Source organism: Xanthomonas prunicola, assembly GCF_025266575.1.
Lineage (GTDB): Bacteria > Pseudomonadota > Gammaproteobacteria > Xanthomonadales > Xanthomonadaceae > Xanthomonas > Xanthomonas prunicola.
This window is the reverse complement of the sequence record NZ_CP096142.1, coordinates 4,134,814-4,156,574: the sequence shown is the minus strand read 5'-3', so window position 1 is coordinate 4,156,574 and position 21,761 is coordinate 4,134,814. Positions and strand designations below refer to the sequence as shown.

The 21,761-nt window shown below is 64.7% G+C and carries 15 protein-coding genes and 1 riboswitch; of the genes, 9 read left to right on the top strand and 6 right to left on the bottom strand.

Going from position 1 to position 21,761, the window contains the following annotated elements; all coding sequences use genetic code 11:
* Window positions 1-87: 87 nt before the first annotated feature.
* Together M0D43_RS17695 and M0D43_RS17690 are read right to left on the bottom strand one after the other, a co-directional pair.
* Window positions 88-3,645 carry a ligand-binding sensor domain-containing protein gene (locus M0D43_RS17695; RefSeq protein WP_260807413.1) on the bottom strand — a complete coding sequence of 1,186 codons (3,558 nt, stop codon included), beginning with the start codon at window positions 3,643-3,645 and terminating at the stop codon, window positions 88-90.
* A 300-nt stretch (window positions 3,646-3,945) separates the two neighbouring features.
* Complete coding sequence (locus tag M0D43_RS17690) at window positions 3,946-7,521, bottom strand: hybrid sensor histidine kinase/response regulator (protein WP_260807412.1); 3,576 nt, start codon at window positions 7,519-7,521, stop codon at window positions 3,946-3,948.
* Between the two features lie 96 nt (window positions 7,522-7,617).
* Here M0D43_RS17690 and M0D43_RS17685 point away from each other — a divergent pair, with 96 nt between their 5' ends.
* Genes M0D43_RS17685 through M0D43_RS17675 form a run of 3 tightly spaced genes read left to right on the top strand, consistent with a single transcriptional unit; the run spans window position 7,618 to window position 9,419 of the window.
* A complete protein-coding gene (locus tag M0D43_RS17685) occupies window positions 7,618-8,280 on the top strand; it encodes a YceI family protein (protein ID WP_252162411.1) in 663 nt (220 codons plus the stop codon).
* The gene (locus tag M0D43_RS17680; protein ID WP_260807411.1) at window positions 8,277-8,840 is read left to right on the top strand and encodes a cytochrome b; all 564 of its coding nucleotides are present in this window, start codon (window positions 8,277-8,279) and stop codon (window positions 8,838-8,840) included. Before M0D43_RS17685 ends, M0D43_RS17680 begins: the two co-directional genes overlap by 4 nt.
* Before the next feature lie 9 nt (window positions 8,841-8,849).
* Window positions 8,850-9,419: a YceI family protein gene (locus M0D43_RS17675; RefSeq protein WP_101361712.1), complete on the top strand. Its 570-nt coding sequence runs from the start codon at window positions 8,850-8,852 to the stop codon at window positions 9,417-9,419.
* A gap of 200 nt (window positions 9,420-9,619) precedes the next feature.
* Here M0D43_RS17675 and M0D43_RS17670 read toward each other — a convergent pair whose 3' ends face one another.
* A complete protein-coding gene (locus M0D43_RS17670) occupies window positions 9,620-9,853 on the bottom strand; it encodes a glutaredoxin family protein (RefSeq protein ID WP_252162408.1) in 234 nt (77 codons plus the stop codon).
* 86 nt (window positions 9,854-9,939) lie between these two features.
* On the opposite strand from M0D43_RS17670, the gene M0D43_RS17665 reads away from it, so the two are divergent.
* Window positions 9,940-11,322: an L-serine ammonia-lyase gene (locus M0D43_RS17665; protein WP_252162407.1), complete on the top strand. Its 1,383-nt coding sequence runs from the start codon at window positions 9,940-9,942 to the stop codon at window positions 11,320-11,322.
* Window positions 11,323-11,515: 193 nt separating this feature from the next.
* The gene (locus M0D43_RS17660) at window positions 11,516-12,523 is read left to right on the top strand and encodes an alpha/beta fold hydrolase (protein ID WP_252162406.1); all 1,008 of its coding nucleotides are present in this window, start codon (window positions 11,516-11,518) and stop codon (window positions 12,521-12,523) included.
* 207 nt (window positions 12,524-12,730) lie between these two features.
* Here M0D43_RS17660 and M0D43_RS17655 read toward each other — a convergent pair whose 3' ends face one another.
* From M0D43_RS17655 to metX, 3 genes are read right to left on the bottom strand one after another with little or no spacing between them, the layout of a single operon-like run.
* A complete protein-coding gene (locus tag M0D43_RS17655) occupies window positions 12,731-13,819 on the bottom strand; it encodes a homoserine dehydrogenase family protein (RefSeq protein ID WP_252162405.1) in 1,089 nt (362 codons plus the stop codon).
* The gene (locus M0D43_RS17650; protein WP_252162404.1) at window positions 13,816-15,033 is read right to left on the bottom strand and encodes an O-succinylhomoserine (thiol)-lyase; all 1,218 of its coding nucleotides are present in this window, start codon (window positions 15,031-15,033) and stop codon (window positions 13,816-13,818) included. Before M0D43_RS17650 ends, M0D43_RS17655 begins: the two co-directional genes overlap by 4 nt.
* Entirely contained in the window at window positions 15,030-16,061 is a 1,032-nt protein-coding gene (gene metX / locus M0D43_RS17645; RefSeq protein WP_252162403.1) for a homoserine O-succinyltransferase MetX, read from the bottom strand. Before metX ends, M0D43_RS17650 begins: the two co-directional genes overlap by 4 nt.
* Before the next feature lie 70 nt (window positions 16,062-16,131).
* A riboswitch (SAM riboswitch) is annotated at window positions 16,132-16,252 on the bottom strand.
* A 128-nt stretch (window positions 16,253-16,380) separates the two neighbouring features.
* On the opposite strand from metX, the gene M0D43_RS17640 reads away from it, so the two are divergent.
* The 4 genes from M0D43_RS17640 (at window position 16,381) to M0D43_RS17625 (ending at window position 21,757) form a co-directional block, all read left to right on the top strand.
* A complete protein-coding gene (locus M0D43_RS17640) occupies window positions 16,381-17,289 on the top strand; it encodes a M23 family metallopeptidase (RefSeq protein WP_252162402.1) in 909 nt (302 codons plus the stop codon).
* 132 nt (window positions 17,290-17,421) lie between these two features.
* Complete coding sequence (locus M0D43_RS17635; protein WP_101361719.1) at window positions 17,422-19,026, top strand: peptide chain release factor 3; 1,605 nt, start codon at window positions 17,422-17,424, stop codon at window positions 19,024-19,026.
* A 75-nt stretch (window positions 19,027-19,101) separates the two neighbouring features.
* A complete protein-coding gene (gene trhA, locus M0D43_RS17630) occupies window positions 19,102-19,746 on the top strand; it encodes a PAQR family membrane homeostasis protein TrhA (RefSeq protein ID WP_252162401.1) in 645 nt (214 codons plus the stop codon).
* A 58-nt stretch (window positions 19,747-19,804) separates the two neighbouring features.
* Window positions 19,805-21,757, top strand: a complete 1,953-nt coding sequence (locus M0D43_RS17625; protein WP_252162400.1) for an AsmA family protein — start codon at window positions 19,805-19,807, stop codon at window positions 21,755-21,757.
* Window positions 21,758-21,761: the final 4 nt, after the last annotated feature.

Genomic DNA, 21,761 nt, shown 5'->3' with positions numbered 1-21,761 from the left:
GACCAAGGCGTAGGCGTGACATAAACATTTCACTGCAGGTCGCCGCATAGTGCGGGTCGCGCCGTGCGTGAGCAAGCACGCCTTGCCTCACTCGAATACGCCTGATGCAGCGCCATCAGCGACTACCGCTCGTGCATTTGCCGCACCGCGCGCAGCCGCAATAGCTTCCACCAGCAAATCGGCGGTCACCGGCTTGCGCAGGAATCCGTCGAAGCCGGCTTCCTGCGCCTGGGTTTCGGCGGCGCTGTCGGCGCGTGCGGTGACTGCCAGCAGCGGGAAGCAGTGACCGAGCTGGCGTAGTTGCGATGCAAGGGCGAAACCGTCCAACCCAGGAAGATCCAGATCCAGTAGCGCGACGTCGAAACCGCCATCCACCGCCTCCGACAATGCCGCCAGCCCATGCGCGGCATGCACCACGCGATGGCCTCGATTGATCAACAGGCCACTGATTACCTCGGCCACGGTCGGGTCGTCTTCCACCAGCAAGATGCGCAATGGCTCGCCTGCAAGCGCCTGCACCTGAGCGGTGGCGATACGCGTGCCGGAACGATCGATCGGCAACGGCAAATCGACGGTGAACTGAGTGCCGACCCCCAGCCGGCTACGCACGCGGATTCGGCCTTTCATCGCCACGGTGAGTTCCTGACAGATCGCCAGTCCCAATCCACTGCCGCCATAACGCAAACGGGTGCGCGCGCCCTCGCCTTGCTCGAAGCGCTGGAACAAACGCTTCTGCTGTTCCGGACCGATGCCGGGGCCGGCATCGCGCACCTTGAAGCGCAAGGTGTCGCCGTACTGGCCGAGGGTCAGCGACACTTCTCCGCGCTCGGCAAACTTGATCGCATTGCCCAGCAGGTTGATCAGGATCTGACGTACGCGCGTGGCATCGCCCACCACGACCAGCTGCGTGGACAACCGATTGCGATACTGAAAACGCAAGCCGCGCGCTTCGGCGATGGGATGCATGAAATCGGCAAGTTCCTGAGTGAGCTGCGCGGGGTCGAAGGGCTGCTGCACCAGCTCCAATTTGCCTGCTTCGATGCGCGCCAGATCCAGTGCATCGTTGACCAACCGCAGCAGATGCGTGCCGGCATTACGGATCGCATCGACATGGCTGCGCTGCTTGGCATTCAACGGCGTGGCCAGCAGCAGCTCGCTCATGCCAAGCACGCCGGTCATGGGTGTACGCACTTCGTGGCCGAGCGTTGCCAGGAAATGCGATTTGGCGATTGACGCCTGCTCGGCAAGCTGTTGTCGTTGCTGGGCCAGCACCCACTCCTGTTGACGTCGCGCGCGTTTTCTCCTGGCCCTCATGACCACGCACAGCAGCAGCATGCACAGCACTGCCGCCGCCAGCCGCGCGGCCTTGCTCAACCACCACGGCGGCCGTACTTGCACTTGCAGCGCTGGTGCGGCGACCCAGTCGCCATCGCCGGCACGCGCCTGCACGTCGATGCGGTAATCGCCCGGCGGCAACCGCGAGATCACGCGCTCGCCGCTGGCGCCCTGCTCCACCCAGCCCTCGTCGTAGCCAGTCACACGATAGCGATAATGCGCAGAGGCGGGATCGACGAACGACAACAGCCGCGCACTGATGCGCAGATCGCGATCGCGCGCCTGCAGGATCACTGGCCCGTTATGCGCCATCGTCTGCGGACGCTCCGCATCGTTACGCCGCACCTGCACCGACTCGATCACTAGACGCGCCAACGGCGCCGGTGCATACGGACGCGATGGATCGAATAAGACAATGCCGCTGGTCGTCAGCGCCAGCACCTGGCCATTGGGACCAATGGCCGGAGGACGCATCGAGAACTCACTATCCGGCAGACCGTCGCGCGGACCGAAGCGGCGTACCTGCGGCTGGCCGCGCTTGTAAACGAACAGGCCACGCGAGGTTGTGGCCCATACCGTGTCAGCGGCGCCTAATGCCAGGCCACGTATCTCGGTCGATGGCAGACCGTGCTCGTGTCCAATCCGCTCCAGCAGGCGCGCCTGTTGTCCGTCCCAACCATAGCGCTCCAACGCACCGGAACGCCCAACCCAGAACTCGCGTGGCGAAACAAAGGCCAGCGCATAGACTTCTGAAGTGGCGTCCTTGATCACAGCGCGAAAGCGTTCGCCCTGCCAGACCCACAAGCCATCACCGGCTGCGACCCAGACGGTGCCATCCGGCCGCACTGTCAATTGCTGCACCATGCCGCCGACTTCGCTCAGATCGGTACCGAAGCGGAACGTGGCCAGCAGTCGTCCATCCGCCGCAAGTCGCTGCACGCCACCTTCCACGATCGAAATCCAGAACTCGCCATGGATGCCGGGCGTCATCAGCTCCACCCGATGCGTGGCGGAAGTGCCAATCTGCATCGCAAGCTTGCGTTTCTTCCCAGTCGCCGGGGTATACCGCGTAACGCCATCGCGCAGCGCGATCCACAGACTACCGTTCCCGGCCGGCAGCACCGACTGCACGGTGCCGCCCCCCAATGCATCGCTGTGCAGTACCGGTACCAGCTCGCCGTCATTGCCCAGCCGGTACACCCCTTCGCCGGTCGTTACCAGGAAGCTGTCACCGTCTGCGGCGGCGTTGACCAGGTACAAACTCTCCAGCGGCTTGCCTTGGCTTTCGAGAAGGGTGGAGAACCGCCGCCAATCCGGCGGGAGATACGCGACGCCTTGCGAAATCAGCCCGAGCCATAGCCCGCCCTGGCGGTCCTGCATCACATCGAGCACGCCGCTATGTGCGGTGAGAAAGCCGCTGCCACGATCGCCTTCCATAACGCGCAGCGTGGCTTCTCCTGGCGCCACCCGAAAGAACCCATCGGCGGCACCAATCCAGTAACCGCCGTGCACATCGTGCACCACGGTGGCGGCACGTACGACATCGGCCCCCGCCCAAGGGGCACGCTCCAGCTCACCAGCCGGTGTCACCCTGTACAACCCCTCGCTGGTCCCGACCCACAACGTACCGTCGGCATCCTTGCTCAGCTTGAAAACAGACGTACTCAGTCGGTCTGGCGCGATGCGCACGAAGCGCTCGCCGTCGCGCATCACCAACCCGTTATCGGTGCCGATCCACAGCCGGCCGCGCGCATCGGTCACCATGCTCATGATGGTGTTGCTGGGCAGTCCATCAGCCGCATCCAGGGTGGCACGGAACGCCGTCACCCGGCCGCTTTCTTCGCGCCGGCAAAGTCCGGCATGACTGGTTCCTATCCAGATCGCACCTTGTGCCTGCGCCAGCGCCCAGACTTGTCCATCGCACGCTGCGCCGACGTTGGGGAATGTCGTAAATGCAGCGCGCGAGGTCTCCAGCATGCTCAGTGGCGAGCCGTTGACGCCAACCCACACCCGATCGCGATCATCGACAAACAGCGTTTCCACTTCGTTGCCCGGAATCGAACTGGCGACATGCGGGTCGTGCTGCCATACCTGCAGCCCGATGCCGTCGTAGCGTGCCAGGCCATCGCTGGTCGCCGCCCAGATATAGCCTTGCCGGTCCTGCGCCAGTGCCAGCACCATGCGCGAGGGCAGGCCCTCGGCCGCACCGAACCGGCGCATGCGCGGGGTCTCGATCTGATTCACCGCCGCCGCATCCAGGCCGATCGACAGCAGTAGCACGGCCAGCACCGACAACAGCACGGTCTTCATCGTCATCCTTGTCCCCATCGCCGCGTGTGCACCCACGCGCGCCCTTGTTGGGACTGCACTGTACCCGGTACACAGCACTCATTGGCTGCAGACGGTGGCTGGCAGCGTGGTGGTGGATCTAGTGCTGGTGGCAGCCAGCCCAGCGCGCGACCACCCTCTTGGCCTGACCATGCCGCAGGTGCCTGCGCGCGCGTGACACTGGTTGGGTTGGGGTCTCCGCCCGTTTTCCGTCTGCACCGCCGGACAGACAGTGCCAACGCATCGCGCCTGGTGCGCACCTGGATCGCCTTCCACGCCGACCTAAGCGCCGCCGGCCTCACTGCCGCTCTCTCCCTTATCGACGTCGGCAAGCACCCGCGCCAACGCCTGCGCGAGCAGGTCGCCGGTGACCGGCTTGCGCAAAAATCCATGACAGCCTGCGGCCATCGCCTGCGGTTCGGCATCGGCATCGGCACGCGCGGTCACGGCCACAATCGGGAAGCGCACGCCGCGCGCGCGTAGCTGCGCCACCAGTGCTACGCCGTCGAGACCGGGCAGATCCAGGTCGCACAACCCTGCATCGAAACTGCGCGTACTGACCTCGGCCAGCGCTGCGAGACCATGCAATACATGGGTGACGTGATGCCCCCGCGTTTGCAGCAGGCCAACGATCACCTGCGCCACGGTCGCATCGTCTTCCACCAGCAGCAACTGCAACGGCGCCTGCGCGTGCAGAGGCGGTGTGCGCACTGCAGACGGCGTGACAGCGGGTAACGTGGACACCCAGCGCAGCGGCAGCTCAACCACGAAACACGCGCCCTGCCCCAACTCACTGCTGACCGTCACTGAGCCGCCCATGGCCGCCGCAAGTTCGCGGCAGATCGCCAGCCCGAGGCCACTGCCGCCGTGCCGCGCAAGCGTGAGCGCGCCTTCGGCCTGCTCGAAACGCTGGAATAGCCGCCCGCGCTGCTCGGCGCTCATGCCCGGCCCGGTGTCGCACACTTCCACGCGGATGCCCTGCTGCGTGTGCTGCGGCAGCGCCGTCATGTGCAGGTGGACGCTCCCGCGCTCGGTGAACTTGACTGCGTTGAACAGCAGATTCAACAGGATCTGCTGTACGCGACTGGCATCGCCATGCAAGGCAGGCGGCAATGCATCGTCAAGCTCGCAGTGGAAGGCCAGCTGCTTCTGCTCGGCACTCGGGCGCACCAGTTCCGCCACTTGCCCAACTAACTGACGCAGGTCGAAATCGCGGTAATCCAGTGGCAGCTTGCCTGCTTCGATCCGGGCCAAATCCAGCGCATCGTTGACTAGACGCAGCAGGTGCTTACCGGCCAGCTGGATCGCGCTCGCATAACCTTGCTGGCGCCCATCCAGTGGGGTCTGCAGCAGCAGCTCGCTCATGCCCAATACGCCGGTCATTGGCGTGCGCACCTCGTGGCCCAACGTTGCTAGAAAGCGCGTCTTGGCCAGCGACGCCTGCTCGGCCAACTCGCGTTTGTGTTGCGCCAGCTGCCATTGCGCGCGCAGACGAATACGCCGGCGATAGGCCGCAGCCAGCAAGGCGCTCAACAGCAATCCCGACAAACAGATCAACGCGATACCGATATCGCTACGCCACCATGGCGGCCTGACCGAAAACTGCAGCGAACGCACCTGCGAGCGATTGCCCAGCGGATCGATGCCCTGCAGCGCGAGCTCATAGTTGCCAGCAGGCAGGCTGGCGAATTCGCGGATGCCCGAGTTGCCTGTTGTTTGCCAGTCCGTGTCGAAGCCTTTCAGGAAGCTGCGATACCGATTGGAGAGCGGGTCGCTGTACGACAACAAGCGGCTGACGACCTGCAGCTGACGGTCCTCCGGGCCCAGCTGGAACGGGCGATCCATTGGCAGGGCGATACGTGCGCCATTGCGCAGCACGCTGACATGTTCCAGCTGCAACGCTGGGACAAACGGCGCAACGTCCGGCATTGCGGTATCCAGCAGTACGGTAGAGCCATCGCTGGTTGCGCCGATCAAGGTATCGCCGGACATCAACAGGCAATGCTGGATGAACTCCTGACTGGTCAAGCCATCGCGCGTGCCGATATTGCGGACCCGCGCAGGATGCACCGAGGGGTCAATCCGCCACAGCCCGCGCAAACTGGAAATCCAGACACGGCCATGCGGGTCGATCTGCATGGCAGAGGCATCGAACCCGCTCAGCCCATCCGCCTCGCCCACCTGACGGACCCGCGTCCAGCGATCTGCAACCTTTTGCCATTGCTCTGCACCGGAAGCCCGATAGACCCAGACCGTCTCCGCAGACGGGCTGGCAAATGCCTGGATTTGCGCTCCTTCCATCCCTGCCACCGGCACGAAATTGTGCGAGGCGTCGTCCCACGCGAACATGCCGCCCTCGCCGGCTACCCATACGCGTCCGTCGGGGCCTTGCGCCAGCTGTTGGATGTCGATCGCGCGCAGGCCATGCAGGTCTTGCTGGGTGATCCGCTGCAAGACCTTGCCGCTGCGCAGATCGCGCTGCTGCACCATATCGATGAAGGCCATCCAGACAGTGTCGCCATGCTCGCTGATCCATTCGGGTGCCGACAACGCCGACGTTGGCTCAGGCCCATCGGACGGCCAATGAATGAACTCACCGGTGCGCAGATCCATCCGCGACAGGCCAAAACTCAAATTCCCCAGCCACACGCGTTGCAGACGATCTTCCAGCGCCGACACCAACTCCATCCCTTTGAGCTGCGGCGACTGCAGGCCTGTCTGGAACGAATCGCCGGTACTCGGATCCACGCGCAACAGACGCCCCTGCGCATCGACCTGCCATAACCCACCGGAGCGCTGGGCGGCCGCCAGGTTGCAGTAGATCGCATCGCCCGTTGGCACCGCGGGCTTGAGCACGGCACTGCGTTTCCAGTCGGCTGGCAGATATCCCAGCCCGGTGCCATGCATGGGCACCCACAGCCCGCCATCGGCTGCCCCCAGCAAACCGATCACGTTGCGGCGCGACAATGGCCCCTCGCCGCTCAAGGCGGGCACCGGTGGACGTTCGCCGCGTGTACGCCACAGACCGCGTCCGCTGCCCAGCCAGAATTCGCCATCCGGCGCAGCCACTGCCCCCCAAAATTCATTCCCGTTGCCGAACATCGTTGACCAGGCAAGCGGCTGCCAGAGACCGTCTGCCCGCAGCACATGCAATCCAGATTCGCTTCCCAGCCATAAACGGTCGCCGGTCCACTGCAGGCCGAAGACGGCCGACTGCCGGTTCGGTTCGTCCGGGATGTATTGGCGACGCAGTCGATTGCCGTCGTAATAGGCCAGGCCATTGCTGGTACCGATCCACAGGCGGTGCCGATCATCCACTGCCAGGTTCATGACCATGGCCTGATCCAGTGCGCCCTCAAGCTCGCCCAGATTCACCGACGACATCCGTCCACTGGCATCGATGCGCACAAGCGCACCGGTGGTGGTGCCGGCCCAGATAGCGCCATCGAATGTGGCGATGCTGAAGATCTCGCCGTTCTTCAGCAATGGATAGTCGATAGCGCGATAGTGACGAAAGCCGCTGCGGCCGGCGTCCAAGACACTCAACGTCTTGCCGCACCCCACCCAGACCCGGTCCTGCGCATCGATATGCAATGCCTGCACTGCGTTGCAAGGCAACGATGCAGGGTTGGCCGGATCGTGGCGCCAGGTCCTGAATCCTGCGCCGTCGTAACGCACCAGACCGTCGAGTGCTCCAAGCCACAGGTAGCCGGCACGGTCCTGGCTGATGGCAACCACCATCGTCGAAGGCAATCCTTCGCTGGGTCCGACGATCCGAAAGCGCGGCACTTCCGGAATCTTTGCCGCGCATGGCGATATCACCAACAGCAAAGCCAGCACCACGATGAGTAAGCGCATGTGGGAGTCCCTTCCACGTCCAGCCAGCATGCTCGCAACGGATCGTTGCGAGCGCAAGCCAAGCGCGCATTGCCGGGATGTGTCTAGAATTCGCCCATGACGACCCTCGCCCGCCTATTGCTCTTGCCCGCCCTGGCCTTGACCAGCCTGGTCGCTACCGCCGCACCGGTCCGCTACGCGCTGGACCCGGTCCACACCCGGGTCCTATTCGCGGTGGAACATGCCGGCTTTTCCAAGGCATTGGGCACTGTTTCCGGAAGTAGCGGCACGCTGGTCTTCGACCCGGACGACTGGGCCGCTTCCCGGCTGGATGTCACCGTGCCGCTGCACCGCGCCGACCTGGGCGATGCCAAGTGGAACCAGGCCACCCTGGCACGTAACCTACTCGACGCCGAGCGCTTTCCCGACGCGCATTTCGTCTCCACGCGCGTGGAGGCCAGCGGCGAAAACCACGCCAAGGTCACCGGCAATCTCACCCTGCACGGTGTCACCCGCCCGGTCACCCTGGACGTCACCCTCAACGCGCTCAGGCGCCATCCGCTGCCGCCGTTCCGTCGCACCGCCGGTTTCTCCGCCACCGCCACGCTGAGCCGTGCGGAGTTCGGGATCGATGCATGGAAATCGATGATCGGCGACAGTGTGGAATTGCGCATCGAAGCCGAAGCCGTGCGCGAAGGCCGCGCCGACGACGAGACGCCCGAGCCTCAAGCAGCGCCGACGGCGCCGGACACCGCAGCCAGCAAGGAATCGGGAACATGAGCCTGAAGAACATCGAACGCTGGGGCGGTGTCAGCCAGACCCTGCACTGGTTGATCGCACTACTGATCCTGGTCCTGGGGATCGTCGGTCTGACCATGGGCGAGCTGCCCAAGACGCCGAAATACTTCTGGGTGTACACCGCGCACAAGTCAGTTGGGTTGACCGTCCTGGCCTTGGTGATCGTGCGCCTGGGCTGGCGCATTTACGCAGGCGCACCGCCGCCGGTAGCCGGCACGCCGCGCTGGCAGGAGCGCATCGCCGGGCTCACTCATTGGCTGCTGTACGCCATGATCTTCGCCATGCCGCTGTCGGGCTGGTTATACGACTCCACCAGCGGCCTGCGGCCGTTCCGCTGGTTCGGCCTGTTCAATGTGCCCAAGCTCAGCCCGCCGGACGAACAATTGCGCGCCACCGCGCACTTCATCCACGAGTGGGGCTTCTGGTTGCTGATTGCCGTGGTGCTGGCGCATGCCGGCGCTGCGTTCTACCACCACCTGTTCCAGCGTGATGCCACCCTAGCGCGGATGGTGCCGCGCGGCTGGCTCTCCCCCAAACCATAAGGATTTCCCATGTCGTCCAAGTTGTTCGTTTCTCCGATGCTGGTCGCGGCCTCGCTGGTTGCCACGTTCGCCGCCGCGCCGGTGCGCGCCGCCGATTACGTGCAGGCGCCGGGCTCTAGCCTGGTGTTCGCCAGCAAATACGACGGCGAAGTGTTCACCGGCAAGTTCCCCGGCTTCGACACCACGCTGAGTTTCGATCCGGCCAACCTTGCCGGCGCCAAGCTCGACGTGCGCATTCCGCTGGCCAGCGCGGTCAGTGGCAACAACGACCGCGATTCCACCCTGCAGGGCCCGGATTTCTTCAACGTCGCCAAGTTCGCCACTGCGCGCTACCGCGCCGACAAGTTCCGTGCCCTGGGTGGTAACCAGTACGCCGCCGATGGCACCCTGGAACTGCGCGGGGTCAGCAAGCCGGTCACGCTGACCTTCACCTGGACACCTGGCGCGCAGCCGGTGCTGGCGGGCAAGGCCGTGGTCAAGCGGCTGGACTTCGGTGTAGGCGGCGGCGACTGGGCCGATACCAAGACCATTCCCAACGAAACCGCGATCAGCACCAAGGTCGTGTTGAAGGCGAAGTAACGCCACAGGCCGCAACCGGACGCAGCCACTGCGCGGCGGACTACCTCGTCGGGTCCGCCGCTTTTTTATGCCCGCAGCTCGAGTGACACCGCGGAACAGCCAACCGTGGTCATGTCGGGGGCGCCACCGATGCGCCGCCCGGACCGTTGACCCACTGCACTACCACGCGGTTAGGGCGCTTGCATCGCCGCAATGGCCTCTCAGCGACTTACGTCATCCAGCCACACGCTTACCCGCGCGCTGTCGAAGGGCCACTCCAGCTCGCGCCCGCCGACATCCCGCAGCACCGGCACGCGCGCGCCGTAAACGGCCTCAAGCGCCGCATCGTGGTCAATGAACACGCTATCGAAATCGCCGGCACGCGCCTGCGCCAGCACTTCCACGGCCTGGTCGCAGAGGTGGCAATCGTCGCGCTGGTACAGGGTCAGGGCCATCGAACAGGTCTCATGCTGCGCTGCAGCCGTGCCGCAATCGCCGAACGACTAGAATAGCGGCCTTTACGCTCACCTCTCCGGCACGCATGGCTGTCAGTACGTTCGACCTGTTCAAGATCGGTATCGGTCCGAGTTCCTCCCACACCGTGGGGCCGATGCGCGCCGCCGAGCGCTTCGTGCATCGCTGGCTGCTCGACGCCGGGCGCCTGCAGGACGTGGTGCGTATCCGCGCCGAAGTGTTCGGCTCGCTCGCTCTAACCGGCCGGGGCCATGGCACCGACAAGGCGGTGCTGCTTGGGCTGGAAGGCCACCGCCCGAACTTGATCGACCCGGACATCATCCCGGCCACGCTGGAGCGCATTCGTACCAGCAAGCGCATCAGCTTGATGGGCCAGCACGAAATCAGCTTCGACGAAAAGCGCGACCTGCCGATGAACAAGCGGCAGAAGCTGCCGTACCACACCAACGGCATGCGCTTTACCGCATACGACGCCGACGAAGCGGTGATCGCCACACGCGATTATTACTCGGTGGGCGGCGGCTTCGTGGTCAACCAGGACGACGCTGCCGACGATCGCATTGTCGCCGACGAAACGCCGCTGCCCTACCCGTTCCTCAGTGGCGACGAACTGCTGGCGCAGTGCGCGCGCAGCGGTCTGAGCATTGCCGCGCTGATGTTCGAAAACGAAAAGAGCTGGCGCAGCGAAGACGAGATCCATACGGGCCTGCGCGAGTTATGGAATGCAATGCAGTCCTGCGTGGAGCGCGGTATCCGCCAGGAAGGCACGCTGCCCGGCGGCCTGAATGTTTCGCGGCGCGCACCGGCGCTGTACCGAGAACTGTCATCCAAGCCGGAAGCGGCCATGCGCGACCCATTGACCACCCTGGATTGGGTCAACCTGTATGCACTGGCGGTCAACGAAGAAAATGCAGCCGGTGGCCGCGTGGTCACCGCGCCGACCAATGGCGCGGCCGGCATCATCCCGGCGGTGCTGCATTATTTCGATCGTTTCTGTGCGGGTGCCTCCGAGCAACGCATCTTCGATTTCCTGCTCACCGCTGCGGCCATCGGCATCCTCTACAAGGAAAATGCCTCCATTTCCGGTGCCGAGGTCGGCTGCCAGGGCGAAGTGGGCGTGGCCTGTTCGATGGCCGCCGGCGGCCTGGTTGCCGCGCTTGGCGGCAATCCTGGGCAAATCGAAAACGCCGCGGAAATCGGTATGGAACACAATCTGGGCCTGACCTGCGACCCGATCGGCGGGCTGGTGCAGATCCCATGCATCGAACGCAACGCCATGGGCGCGGTCAAGGCGATCAACGCCAGCCGCATGGCCATGCGCGGCGACGGCAAGCATAAGGTCTCGCTGGACAAGGTCATCAAGACCATGCGCGACACCGGCCGCGACATGCAGGACAAGTACAAGGAAACCAGCCGCGGCGGCCTGGCGGTGAACGTCATCGAGTGCTGAGTCTGCCGGTAGCATGATGCGATCAGAACGCAATGCCGTTCCCGCAGAAATCACCCGCCCTCTCCTGCCTGCGGGAGAAGGTGCCCGAAGGGCGGATGAGGGCACGTCAGCCCGCCGCACCCCCTCGCGCGGCACCGCCCGGATCCACGCCTCCACCACGGTGCGCCAGGTAGCCTTCCGGCACGGATCCCGGATGGAGAACACGATGCGACATCTCGCCTGTGCACTCGCACTGACCCTGGCCTGCGGCCCGCTGATGGCTCAGCAAGCCAGCTACGGCCCGCGTCTTGAAGGCTTCGATTACCCCTACCCGGTCAAGACATACGCGTTCACCTCGCAGCAGCAGCCGCTGGAGATGGCGTACCTGGATGTCGCAGCCACCGGCAAGCCGAACGGACGCACCGCCGTGCTGCTGCATGGCAAGAATTTCTGCGCGGCCACCTGGGAATCCAGCATCGCGGCCCTGAGCAAGGCCGGCTACCGCGTGATCGCGCCGGACCAGGTAGGATTCTGCAAATCCAGCAAACCAGCGGCCTATCAGTTTTCGTTCGCACAGCTGGCCGACAACACCCACGCATTGCTGAAAACACTAGGAATCGACCGCGCAGTGGTCGTCGGCCACTCGATGGGCGGCATGCTCGCGATCCGCTACGCACTGATGTACCCGCAGGCCACCGAACACCTCGCCTTGGTGGACCCGATCGGCCTGGAAGACTGGAAGGCCGAAGGCATTCCGTGGCGCAGCGTCGACGCCTGGTACGACAACGAGCTGAAGACCAGCTTCGAGCGGATCAAGAAATATCAGATGGACGTGTATTACGCCGGACAGTGGAAGCCCGAGTTCGAACGCTGGGCGCGCATGCAGGCCGGCATGTCGCTGGGCAACGGCAAGCAGGCGGTGGCCTGGAATCAGGCGCTGACTTACGACATGGTGTTCAACCAACCAGTGGTGTACGAACTGCCCAAGCTCACAGTGCCAACCACGCTGTTCATCGGCCTCAAGGACCGCACCGCGATCGGCAAGGACACCGCACCGCCGGACGTCAAGGCGCGTGTCGGCGACTACCCCGAGCTGGGCAAGCGCGCGGCGGCGGCGATTCCGAGCGCAACGCTGGTCGAATTCGCCGACCTCGGACATTCCCCGCAGGTGCAGGACCCCAAGCGTTTCAATGCGTCCTTGCTGAAGGCGATTGCGCGATAACAGCGTGCCATGGATTTGAACGTGGCATACAGTTGAAGCGTCACCGCGAGTGCATGGGCCGCAACCTCACCACAGGAGGGTTGCGCTCGCCACTGCTGTGCTTGGCCGCAGTGACGTCACGCGCCAAGCAACAGCGCACAGATCGGTCGCCCGTCCAAGCGGCGAGCGCGGCCGCCTGAAAGACGCAACCGCTCACCCTTCAGCGCATTACCCAGCCACGATCCGCAACACGTCATCCAGTAGCGCCGCCGCAGTCACTTCGGCACCGGCGCCCGGCCCCTGGATCAACAGCGGCTGCGCGCGATATCGGTCGCTGCTGATCGCGACCCGATTGTCGGTACCGGCACCGCCGGCCAAGGGATGATCGAGCGCTAACTCGCGCAAGCCCACGCTCGCCCCATGTGCATCCACACGTCCAACGAACCGCAGGCAACGTCCTGCCGCGCGCGCCTGTTGCCAGCGTGCACCCACCACTGCATCCAGCGCGCCCAACTGCGCATCCAACGCTGCAAGCGGCAGCTTGGCGATGGCGGCCGGCACTAGCGATTCCACATGCACATGCTCGGCTTCCAGTTGCCAACCCGCGACGCGCGCCAGGATCAGCAACTTGCGCCGCACGTCCTCGCCGGAGAGATCGATGCGCGGATCCGGCTCGGTATAGCCGGCCGCCATCGCTTCGCGCACGCAGGCAGAAAATACGCCACTGCCGTCGTAGCGATGAAACAGCCACGCCAACGACCCAGACAATACGCCTTCGATCGAATGGATGTGGTCGCCGCCGGCGACCAACGCACGCACGCTGCTCAACACCGGCAACCCGGCGCCCACGGTGGCGCTATCCCCATAATGCGCACCGCTGGCATGACGCGCAGCATGCAGCGCCTGCGCACGCGACAACGCGGTGCCCTGGCCCAGTTTGTTGGCGGTGACCACATGCACACCGCGCAGCAACCACTCGACATGCCAATCGGCGACGACATCGCTGGCGGTGGCGTCTACCAACACATCGCCGGCACGCAGCGCAGTGGTTTCAGCCCATGACTGCAAGACCGCCTGCCCGCGCGGCGCGGCATTGGCTTGTTGCAGCGCCTGCTCGGCACTCACGCCGCAATCCTGCGCAATGCGCGAATTGGCCAGCCAATCGAAGCGCGGCAAACGCAGTTGGCGTTGCTGCAACGCGGTGTAGCGGGTCACGAAAGCGCGCCCCACGGTGCCAGTCCCAAGCAAGGCCAGTCGCGGGGTGGGCGTCACCGCAGCGACCGCAGCGCGGCGCGCAACAGGCAGCACAGTGCTCACGCGTCGACCTGTTTACGGTTGGTGGCGGTCAGGGTGGCTTCTGCACGGGCCAGACCGGCACGCAGATCGATCAGCAGATCTTCGGCCGATTCGATCCCGATCGACAACCGCAGCAAGCCGTCGGAAATTCCGGCAGCCGCGCGCGCTTCGGCAGTCATCGCTGCATGCGTCATCGAAGCCGGATGCGCGATCAGGCTTTCCACGCCGCCCAGCGATTCGGCCAGCGTGAAGTAGCGCAGGCCATCGACGAACGCACGCACTGCCGCCTCGCCGCCTTCCAGCTCGAAACTCATCATCGCGCCGAAGCCCTTCTGCTGACGCGCCGCCAAGGCATGGCCCGGATGCGTCGCCAGCCCGGGGAAATACACCTGATTGACTGCCGCGTGCCCGTCCAGCAGCGCAGCGATCGCGTCGGCATTTTCCTGATGCACGCGCAGGCGCGCGTCCAGCGTGCGCAAACCGCGCAAGGTCAGGAAGGCATCGAACGGCGAGCCGGTCAGGCCCAACGCGTTGGCCCACCACACCAGTTGCTGATGCAGCTGCGCATCGCGCGCCACCACCGCACCGCCCACCACATCGCTATGGCCGTTGATGTACTTGGTGGTGGAATGCAGCACCAGATCGGCACCGAAATCCAAGGGCTTCTGCAGCGCAGGTGACAGGAAGGTGTTGTCCACTACTGTCAATGCGCCGACCTTCTTCGCCGCTTCGATGACGAAGCGCAGATCGGTGATGCGTAGCAGCGGGTTGGACGGGGTTTCGATCAGCACCAGCTTGGGCGACTGCGCCAACGCATCGGCTAGAGAACGCGGGTCGGTGAGGTCGGCGGTGATCAGCGCAAAGTGGCCCTTCTTGGCCAGCGCATTGAACAGGCGCCAGCTGCCGCCGTACGCATCGTGCGGCACCACCAGCGTATCGCCGGGCTGCAACACCGCATTGAGCACCAGATTGATCGCGCCCATGCCGGTGGAGGTGATCACGCCACCGGCGCCGCCTTCCAGTTCGGCCAGCGCTTCGCCAAGCAGATCGCGGGTCGGGTTGCCGCTGCGGGTGTAGTCATACTGGCGCTTGTTGCCGAAGCCATCGAACGAAAAATTCGACGACAGCACGATGGGCGGAGTGACTGCACCGTAAGCGGTGTCGCGGTCGATACCGGCACGCACGGCGGCAGTGGCAGCAGTACAGGGGGCGGCGGTGGGGTCACGAAAGCTCATGCGGTTTCTCCGGTGCTGCGAAGGGCGGTAGTGAGGATTGCGTCGATGCGATCGTTTTCTTTGAGGAAGGCGTCGTGGCCATATGGCGAGCGCAACACGCGCAGGCTGCCGCGCCGGCCCAGACCTTCGACCAGGCTGACCATGTCAGCCAGCGGCACCAGGCGGTCGCCTTCCACCGCCACCACGACGGTGGGCACGCGCACTTGCGCGGGGTCGATGCGATGCAGGTCGATGGATTCGGACAGACGCAGATATGCATTCACTGGCGTACGCGCCACGTACTGCACACCGGCAGCGTCCAGATAGTCCTCGGCGGCCACCCGCACGCGGCCATTGATGACTTCCGGCGGTGCATCGAAGCGCTCGCTGAATTCTTCCGGCGTGCGGTAGCTGAGCATGGCGAACTGACGTGCCAGCGCCAGGCCGTGCTGTTCCGCGCATTGCAGCTGGCCCAGCGCCACCGCACGGCGCTGCAAGGCACGCCAGGCCGCGGCATACGGGTGCGCACGATGCGCACCACTTACCGCAACCAAGGTGCCGACGCGGGCCGCATGGCGGATGGCGAACTGCAATCCAACCAGCGCGCCGTAGGAATAACCGACAAAACCGTGCAAACGCCCGATACCCAACGCGTCCAGCAACGCAGCGATCGCATCGGCCTGATCAGCGGTATCGATCGGCGCGTCCAGATTGCCGTCTGCACCGAGAAAATCGAATGCCAGCAGACGCCGCGCGGCAGGATCCAGCGCGCGGCCGCTGCCGACCAGCCCATCCACCCAGCCCTTCTCGGGAAACAGCGCGCTCGCGGCCAAATGGCGGTGCGCAGAGATGCCGCCGGCCACGAACACCACCGGCGCATGGGCCGCGCCGATCAGTTCATAGCGCAGCCGCAGCTCGCGCATGCCGGCATGGCGCATCGGCAGGGCAATGACGAGTTCGCCGCGCACGGCAGTGATGTTGTGGTCGCTGGTGGCGGAGATGTCAACGAAATCGTTGGTAGACGGCGATGCTGTATTCACGAGGCTCATGGCGGTATCCGGGGTGGATCGGCCATCGAGCTTCGCGGAGCTCGCGTTCGAGGTGCACAAGGCACGATTCGAACCATCTTTCGGCGGACGCGAAGGTCCCCGCAGGATTTGGCACCAAACGCGGACGCTTGCGCGCTCCGCTGGCTGCCCCGGCATCAAAGGGCCTGTCCCTCCGCCGGTCTCGATGGTGAGGCTAAGATGCCAGCAGATTTTTGCGATGTCAATCTCTTCATGCGGATGGAAAGATATATTTTCATCCGATACCACTCTGGCCTGTGATGGGCCGCATACTTGCGCCCCTTCTGCTTGAGTCGATGGCGTGCCTCACCTCGTATCTCGCACTGCCCTGCCGGTCTTTATCACAGCACTGGTTTCGGTACTGGCCTGCGCGCGCCCGGCGCACGCACAGCAGCGTTGGCATTGGCCCGGCGCTGCGGCAACGCCCTCACCGCAGTCACTGGCCCCACAATCTGCTCCGGCCGCCATCGGCACTGGCGCTGCGCTGCAACTGGAATGGCAGGCCCCGGTCTACCTGGCCTGGGTCACCAATCCACTGGCCGGGCCCGCGCAGCTGCGCCTGAGCGCACCAGCCAGCGAGGATTACCGCGCCGTGCCGCAATTGCCGCTGACGCTTGCGTTGGCCGCACACGAGCGCCGCCTGGTGACCCGGCTGTATCCGGCCAGTAACCAGCGCACCCTGGGCGGGCTCGGGCTCACGCTCGACGTGGTGCCGGGCGATCCGCGGGCTACCCCGCAGCCGGCGCCCTATCAGCTGCCATTCCGCGGCGTGCCGGTGCAGGTCGCGCAGGGCTTTGGCGGACACTTCAGCCATGCCGATCCGCCCAACTGGTACGCGGTGGACTTCGCCATGCCGCAGGGAACGCCGGTCCTGGCAGCGCGCGACGGCGTGGTCATGCAGGTGCAGCGCGATGTCGTCGACAACAACCCGAACGACCCCGCAGCCGGCGGCGGTAACTTCGTGCGCGTGCTGCACGCCGACGGCAGCATGGCCATTTATGCCCACCTGGCGCCCGACGGCGTGGCCGTGCGCCCGAACCAGGCGGTGCGTACCGGCGAGCGGCTTGGCGCATCCGGCAATACCGGCTTCAGCACCGCGCCGCACCTGCATTTCGCGATCCAGCGCAATGCCGACATGCGGCTGGTCTCGGTCCCGTTCCGCATGCTCGGCCCGCAGGGCGAACTGCAGTTTCCCTCGCCAGCCCCCTGAGGCTGGCCCCGGCCACGGCCGACCGCCGAAATCGAGGGCGCCAACCTTACTCCAAAGGCGTGCCGCAGCGAAGCCGTTATAATCATCAGCTTCCTCAGTTTCCGCAGGCGTCCGACCGGGCGCGCACCGCCCATGTCCGATGTCTCCAACGAAGCCGCGCGCCGCCGCACCTTCGCCATCATTTCCCACCCCGATGCCGGCAAGACCACGCTGACCGAAAAGCTGTTGCTGTTCGGGGGCGCGATCCAGATGGCAGGATCGGTGAAGGGACGCAAGGCCGCACGTCATGCCACCTCGGACTGGATGGCGCTGGAAAAAGAGCGCGGCATCTCGGTGACCTCGTCGGTGATGCAGTTCCCGTACGAGGGCAAGATCGTCAACCTGCTCGACACGCCGGGCCACGCCGACTTCGGCGAGGATACCTATCGCGTGCTCACCGCGGTGGACTCGGCGCTGATGGTCATCGACGTGGCCAAGGGCGTGGAAGAACGCACCATCAAGCTGATGGAAGTCTGCCGCCTGCGCGACACCCCCATCATGACCTTCATCAACAAGCTCGATCGCGAGGGCAAGAACCCGATCGATCTGCTGGATGAAGTGGAAACCGTGCTCGGCATCCAGTGCGCACCGGTCACCTGGCCGATCGGCATGGGCCAGCGTCTCAAGGGCGTCGTGCACCTGATCTCCGGCGAAGTGCACCTGTACGAACAGGGGCGCAATTTCACCCGTCAGGATTCGACCATCTTCCCGTCGCTGGATGCGCCCGGCCTGGTCGAAAAGATCGGCGAGCAGATGCTGGCCGAGTTGCGCGACGAACTGGAGCTGGTGCAAGGCGCGAGCAATCCGTTCGATCTGGCCGCATATCGCGCCGGCCAGCAGACCCCGGTGTTCTTCGGTTCGGGCGTCAACAATTTCGGCGTGCAGCCGCTGCTGGACTTCTTCATCGAACACGCACCGCCGCCGCAAACGCGCGAAACCACTGGCCGTCGCGTAGAGCCCACCGAATCCAAACTGAGCGGCTTCGTGTTCAAGATCCAGGCCAACATGGACCCGCAGCACCGCGACCGTGTGGCGTTCATGCGCGTGTGCTCAGGCAAGTTCACCGCCGGCATGAAGACGCTGCATGTGCGCAGCGGCAAGGACGTCAAACTGGCCAACGCACTGACCTTCATGGCCTCCGATCGCGAGATCGCCGCCGAAGCCTGGCCGGGCGATGTCATCGGCATCCACAACCACGGCACCATTTCCATCGGCGACACCTTCACCGAAGGCGAATCGCTGTCGTTCACCGGCATTCCCAACTTCGCACCAGAACTGTTCCGCCGCGCGCGTCTACGCGACCCGCTCAAGCTCAAGCAATTGCAGAAAGGCCTGGCGCAGCTATCCGAAGAAGGCGCCACCCAGTTCTTCCGCCCGTTGATGAGCAACGATCTGATCCTGGGCGCGGTGGGCGTGCTGCAGTTCGACGTCGTCGCGTATCGGCTCAAGGACGAATACGGCGTGGATGCGATCTTCGAGCCGGTGAGCGTCACCACGGCGCGCTGGGTCCACTGCGACAACGCCAAGAAGCTGGAAGAGTTTCGCGAGAAAAATGCCGGCAATCTGGGCATCGACGCGGCCGGCCAACTGGTCTATCTGGCACCCACCCGGGTCAACCTGCAGTTGGCCCAGGAACGCGCGCCGGATGTGCGCTTCTCGGCTACCCGCGAACACGCGCATGCCAAGGCACTCGACTGACCTGCGCGTGACCTGCAGCAAGCGTGCGCCACGGCTGGCGATGCGAATTGCTCGCAAGTACGGTACCTTTTTGGCATGAACGCAGACGCCTCCCCCTCGACCGACCTGCGCGACGAAATTGCCAGTGCCGTGACGCATGGCCTGGGCGCCATTGCCGCATTGGCCGGTGGTTCGGTGCTGATCACCCTGGCCGCGATCTATGGCGATGGCTGGCAATTGGCGACCGCCATCGTGTTCAGTGCCACGCTGGTGTTGCTCTACGTCGCCTCCACCCTGTTTCACGCCATTGCGCATCCGGGCACCAAGGCACGCCTGCAGGTGCTCGATCACTGCGCGATCTACCTGCTGATCGCCGGCACGTATACCCCGTTTACGTTGATCAATCTGCGCGGCCCGTGGGGTTGGGGACTGTTCGCTGCCATCTGGACGATCGCCGCCGCCGGGGTGATCTTCAAGCTGTTTTTTACCGGCCGTTTTCGCTTGCTGTCGACCATACTGTATCTGGCCATGGGCTGGCTGATCATCGTGGCGATCCAGCCGTTGCTGCGCTCCGTCGATACCTGGTCGCTGTGCTGGCTGTTGGCCGGCGGGCTCTTTTACACGCTGGGCACGTATTTCTATCAACGCGACAATCAGCGTTACTTCCACGCCATCTGGCACCTGTTCGTACTCGCCGGTAGCGCTTGCCACTTCGTTGCGGTGATCGCGCAGGTGATGTGAGCTATGACCTTCGGCGCGTTCGCGCGCCGTGCACGAGCCATCGCCAACCATTGCGCACGTGACCAACGTGCCCTCCGCTACCTCTTCGCCCTCCCGCACCTCGCGCCGCCAACGCGGGTGGATCGGTCTCGGCATTGTTGCTGTGCTGTTGGCGATCTTCTTGCTGCTGTTCGACTGGAACTGGTTGCGCGGGCCGGTCGAACGCGTGGTCAGTGCGAAGACCGGGCGCGAATTTCATCTCGGTCATCTGGATGTCGATCTGGGTCGTATCACCACGGTACGCGGCGAGCGATTGCGTCTGGGCAATGCATCGTGGTCCAAGCGCGGCGCGATGGCCGAACTGAACGCAGCCGAGATCGATGTCGAACTCTGGCCACTGCTGCGCGGCAAGCTGCAGTTGCCGGAAATCCGGCTGGAGCACCCCACGCTATTGCTGGAAGCCGGCAACGATAGCCATCCGGGCAACTGGGTCTTCGACCAGACGGAGGGCGACGGCAGCATGCCGCGCCTGGGACGCCTACTGGTGAACAACGGCCGCCTGCAATTTATCGACGACGCCAGCCGCTCGGATGTGGATGTCGCCATTCACAGCCTGGCACCGCCCAGCAGTGACCAACGCGCCGCCCCGATCGGCATCGATGGCAAAGGCCGCTGGAAAGACTATCCGTTCTCGCTCAAGGGCAATACCGCCTCACCGCTGGAATTGAGCCAAAGCGAGCATCCCTTCCGCATCGATCTGCGCGGCAGTGCCGGCACCACGCGGACGCATGTGCGCGGCACGTTGACCAACCCGTTCCAGTTCAGGGTATTCGACCTGCAGATGGCGCTCAGCGGCCAGGACATGGAAGACCTGTACCCGCTGATCGGCGTCGCGATGCCATCCACTCCACCCTACACGCTGGACGGCCGCTTGCGCCGCGATGGCGATGTCTGGCACTACGAAACGTTCACCGGCACTGCCGGCGATAGCGATCTTTCTGGCACGGCAGAAATCGACCTGCGTAACAAGCGCCCCTTCCTGCGCGCGGACCTGGCCTCCAAACGGCTGGATTTCGACGACTTGGCCGGCTTCGTCGGTGCACCGCCCAAGACCGGAACAAATGAATCAGCAAACGCCGAGCAGAAAAAACGGGCCGCGCAGCTTGCCGCCAGCGCCCGTGTTCTGCCAACCACGCCCTATGACTTGTCCAAGTTGCGCGCAATGGATGCCCAGGTGCGTTGGCGCGCGCAGCGCATCAATGCGCCGTCCTGGCCATTGGACGACATGGATGCGTCGCTTACCTTGAAGGACGGCCTGCTGCAACTGGACCCGCTGAATTTTGGCGTGGCCGGTGGGGACATCCGCTCGACCATCCGCATGGATGCACGCAACCCCGTCATCGTCACGCAGCTGAAAGCAGGCATTCGCGGCATCCGGCTGGACCGGCTGTTTCCAGATGCCACGCTCGCCAAGCAGGCCTCAGGCGCAATCGGCGGCGAGCTGGATCTGCATGGCCGCGGCAATTCGATCGCCGCGATGCTCGGCAGCGCGGACGGCTCGATCGGCGTCGGCATGGGCCGCGGTCATGTCGGCAACCTGATCATGGAACTGGCCGGCCTGGACATCGCCGAATCGCTGAAATACCTGTTCACCGCCGACCGGCAGATTCCGGTGCGTTGCATGTTCGGCGATTTCGCCGTCAAGGACGGCCTCATGCAATCGCGTGCCCTGGCCTTCGACAGCACCGACACCATCATCATCGGCGAGGGCAACATCAGCCTGAAGGACGAAACACTGGATCTGCTGCTGCGCCCGCGCCCGAAGGACCGCAGCATCCTCAGCCTGCGCTCGCCGCTGCGTGTGGGCGGAACCTTCAAGGACCCGTCGTTTCATCCCGACTACAAGGCGCTCGGCCTGCGTGGCGCAATCGCGATCGGCCTGGGCATGATCGCCCCGCCCGCCGCCCTGCTGGCCACCTTCGAACCGGGACCGGGCAAGGACAGCAACTGCGGCGGCAAGTACGCCAAGTAACTGC

What these genes read in the sequence shown, in the direction of transcription:
- M0D43_RS17695 (WP_260807413.1), bottom strand. Translation starts at nt 3,645, where the DNA reads ATGAAGACCGTGCTGTTGTCGGTGCTGGCCGTGCTACTGCTGTCGATC.
- trhA (WP_252162401.1), top strand. Translation starts at nt 19,102, where the DNA reads ATGAACGCAGACGCCTCCCCCTCGACCGACCTGCGCGACGAAATTGCC.
- M0D43_RS17650 (WP_252162404.1), bottom strand. Translation starts at nt 15,033, where the DNA reads ATGAGCTTTCGTGACCCCACCGCCGCCCCCTGTACTGCTGCCACTGCC.
- M0D43_RS17670 (WP_252162408.1), bottom strand. Translation starts at nt 9,853, where the DNA reads ATGGCCCTGACCCTGTACCAGCGCGACGATTGCCACCTCTGCGACCAG.
- M0D43_RS17635 (WP_101361719.1), top strand. Translation starts at nt 17,422, where the DNA reads ATGTCCGATGTCTCCAACGAAGCCGCGCGCCGCCGCACCTTCGCCATC.
- M0D43_RS17685 (WP_252162411.1), top strand. Translation starts at nt 7,618, where the DNA reads ATGACGACCCTCGCCCGCCTATTGCTCTTGCCCGCCCTGGCCTTGACC.
- M0D43_RS17675 (WP_101361712.1), top strand. Translation starts at nt 8,850, where the DNA reads ATGTCGTCCAAGTTGTTCGTTTCTCCGATGCTGGTCGCGGCCTCGCTG.
- M0D43_RS17660 (WP_252162406.1), top strand. Translation starts at nt 11,516, where the DNA reads ATGGAGAACACGATGCGACATCTCGCCTGTGCACTCGCACTGACCCTG.
- M0D43_RS17665 (WP_252162407.1), top strand. Translation starts at nt 9,940, where the DNA reads ATGGCTGTCAGTACGTTCGACCTGTTCAAGATCGGTATCGGTCCGAGT.
- M0D43_RS17690 (WP_260807412.1), bottom strand. Translation starts at nt 7,521, where the DNA reads ATGCGCTTACTCATCGTGGTGCTGGCTTTGCTGTTGGTGATATCGCCA.
- M0D43_RS17680 (WP_260807411.1), top strand. Translation starts at nt 8,277, where the DNA reads ATGAGCCTGAAGAACATCGAACGCTGGGGCGGTGTCAGCCAGACCCTG.
- metX (WP_252162403.1), bottom strand. Translation starts at nt 16,061, where the DNA reads ATGAGCCTCGTGAATACAGCATCGCCGTCTACCAACGATTTCGTTGAC.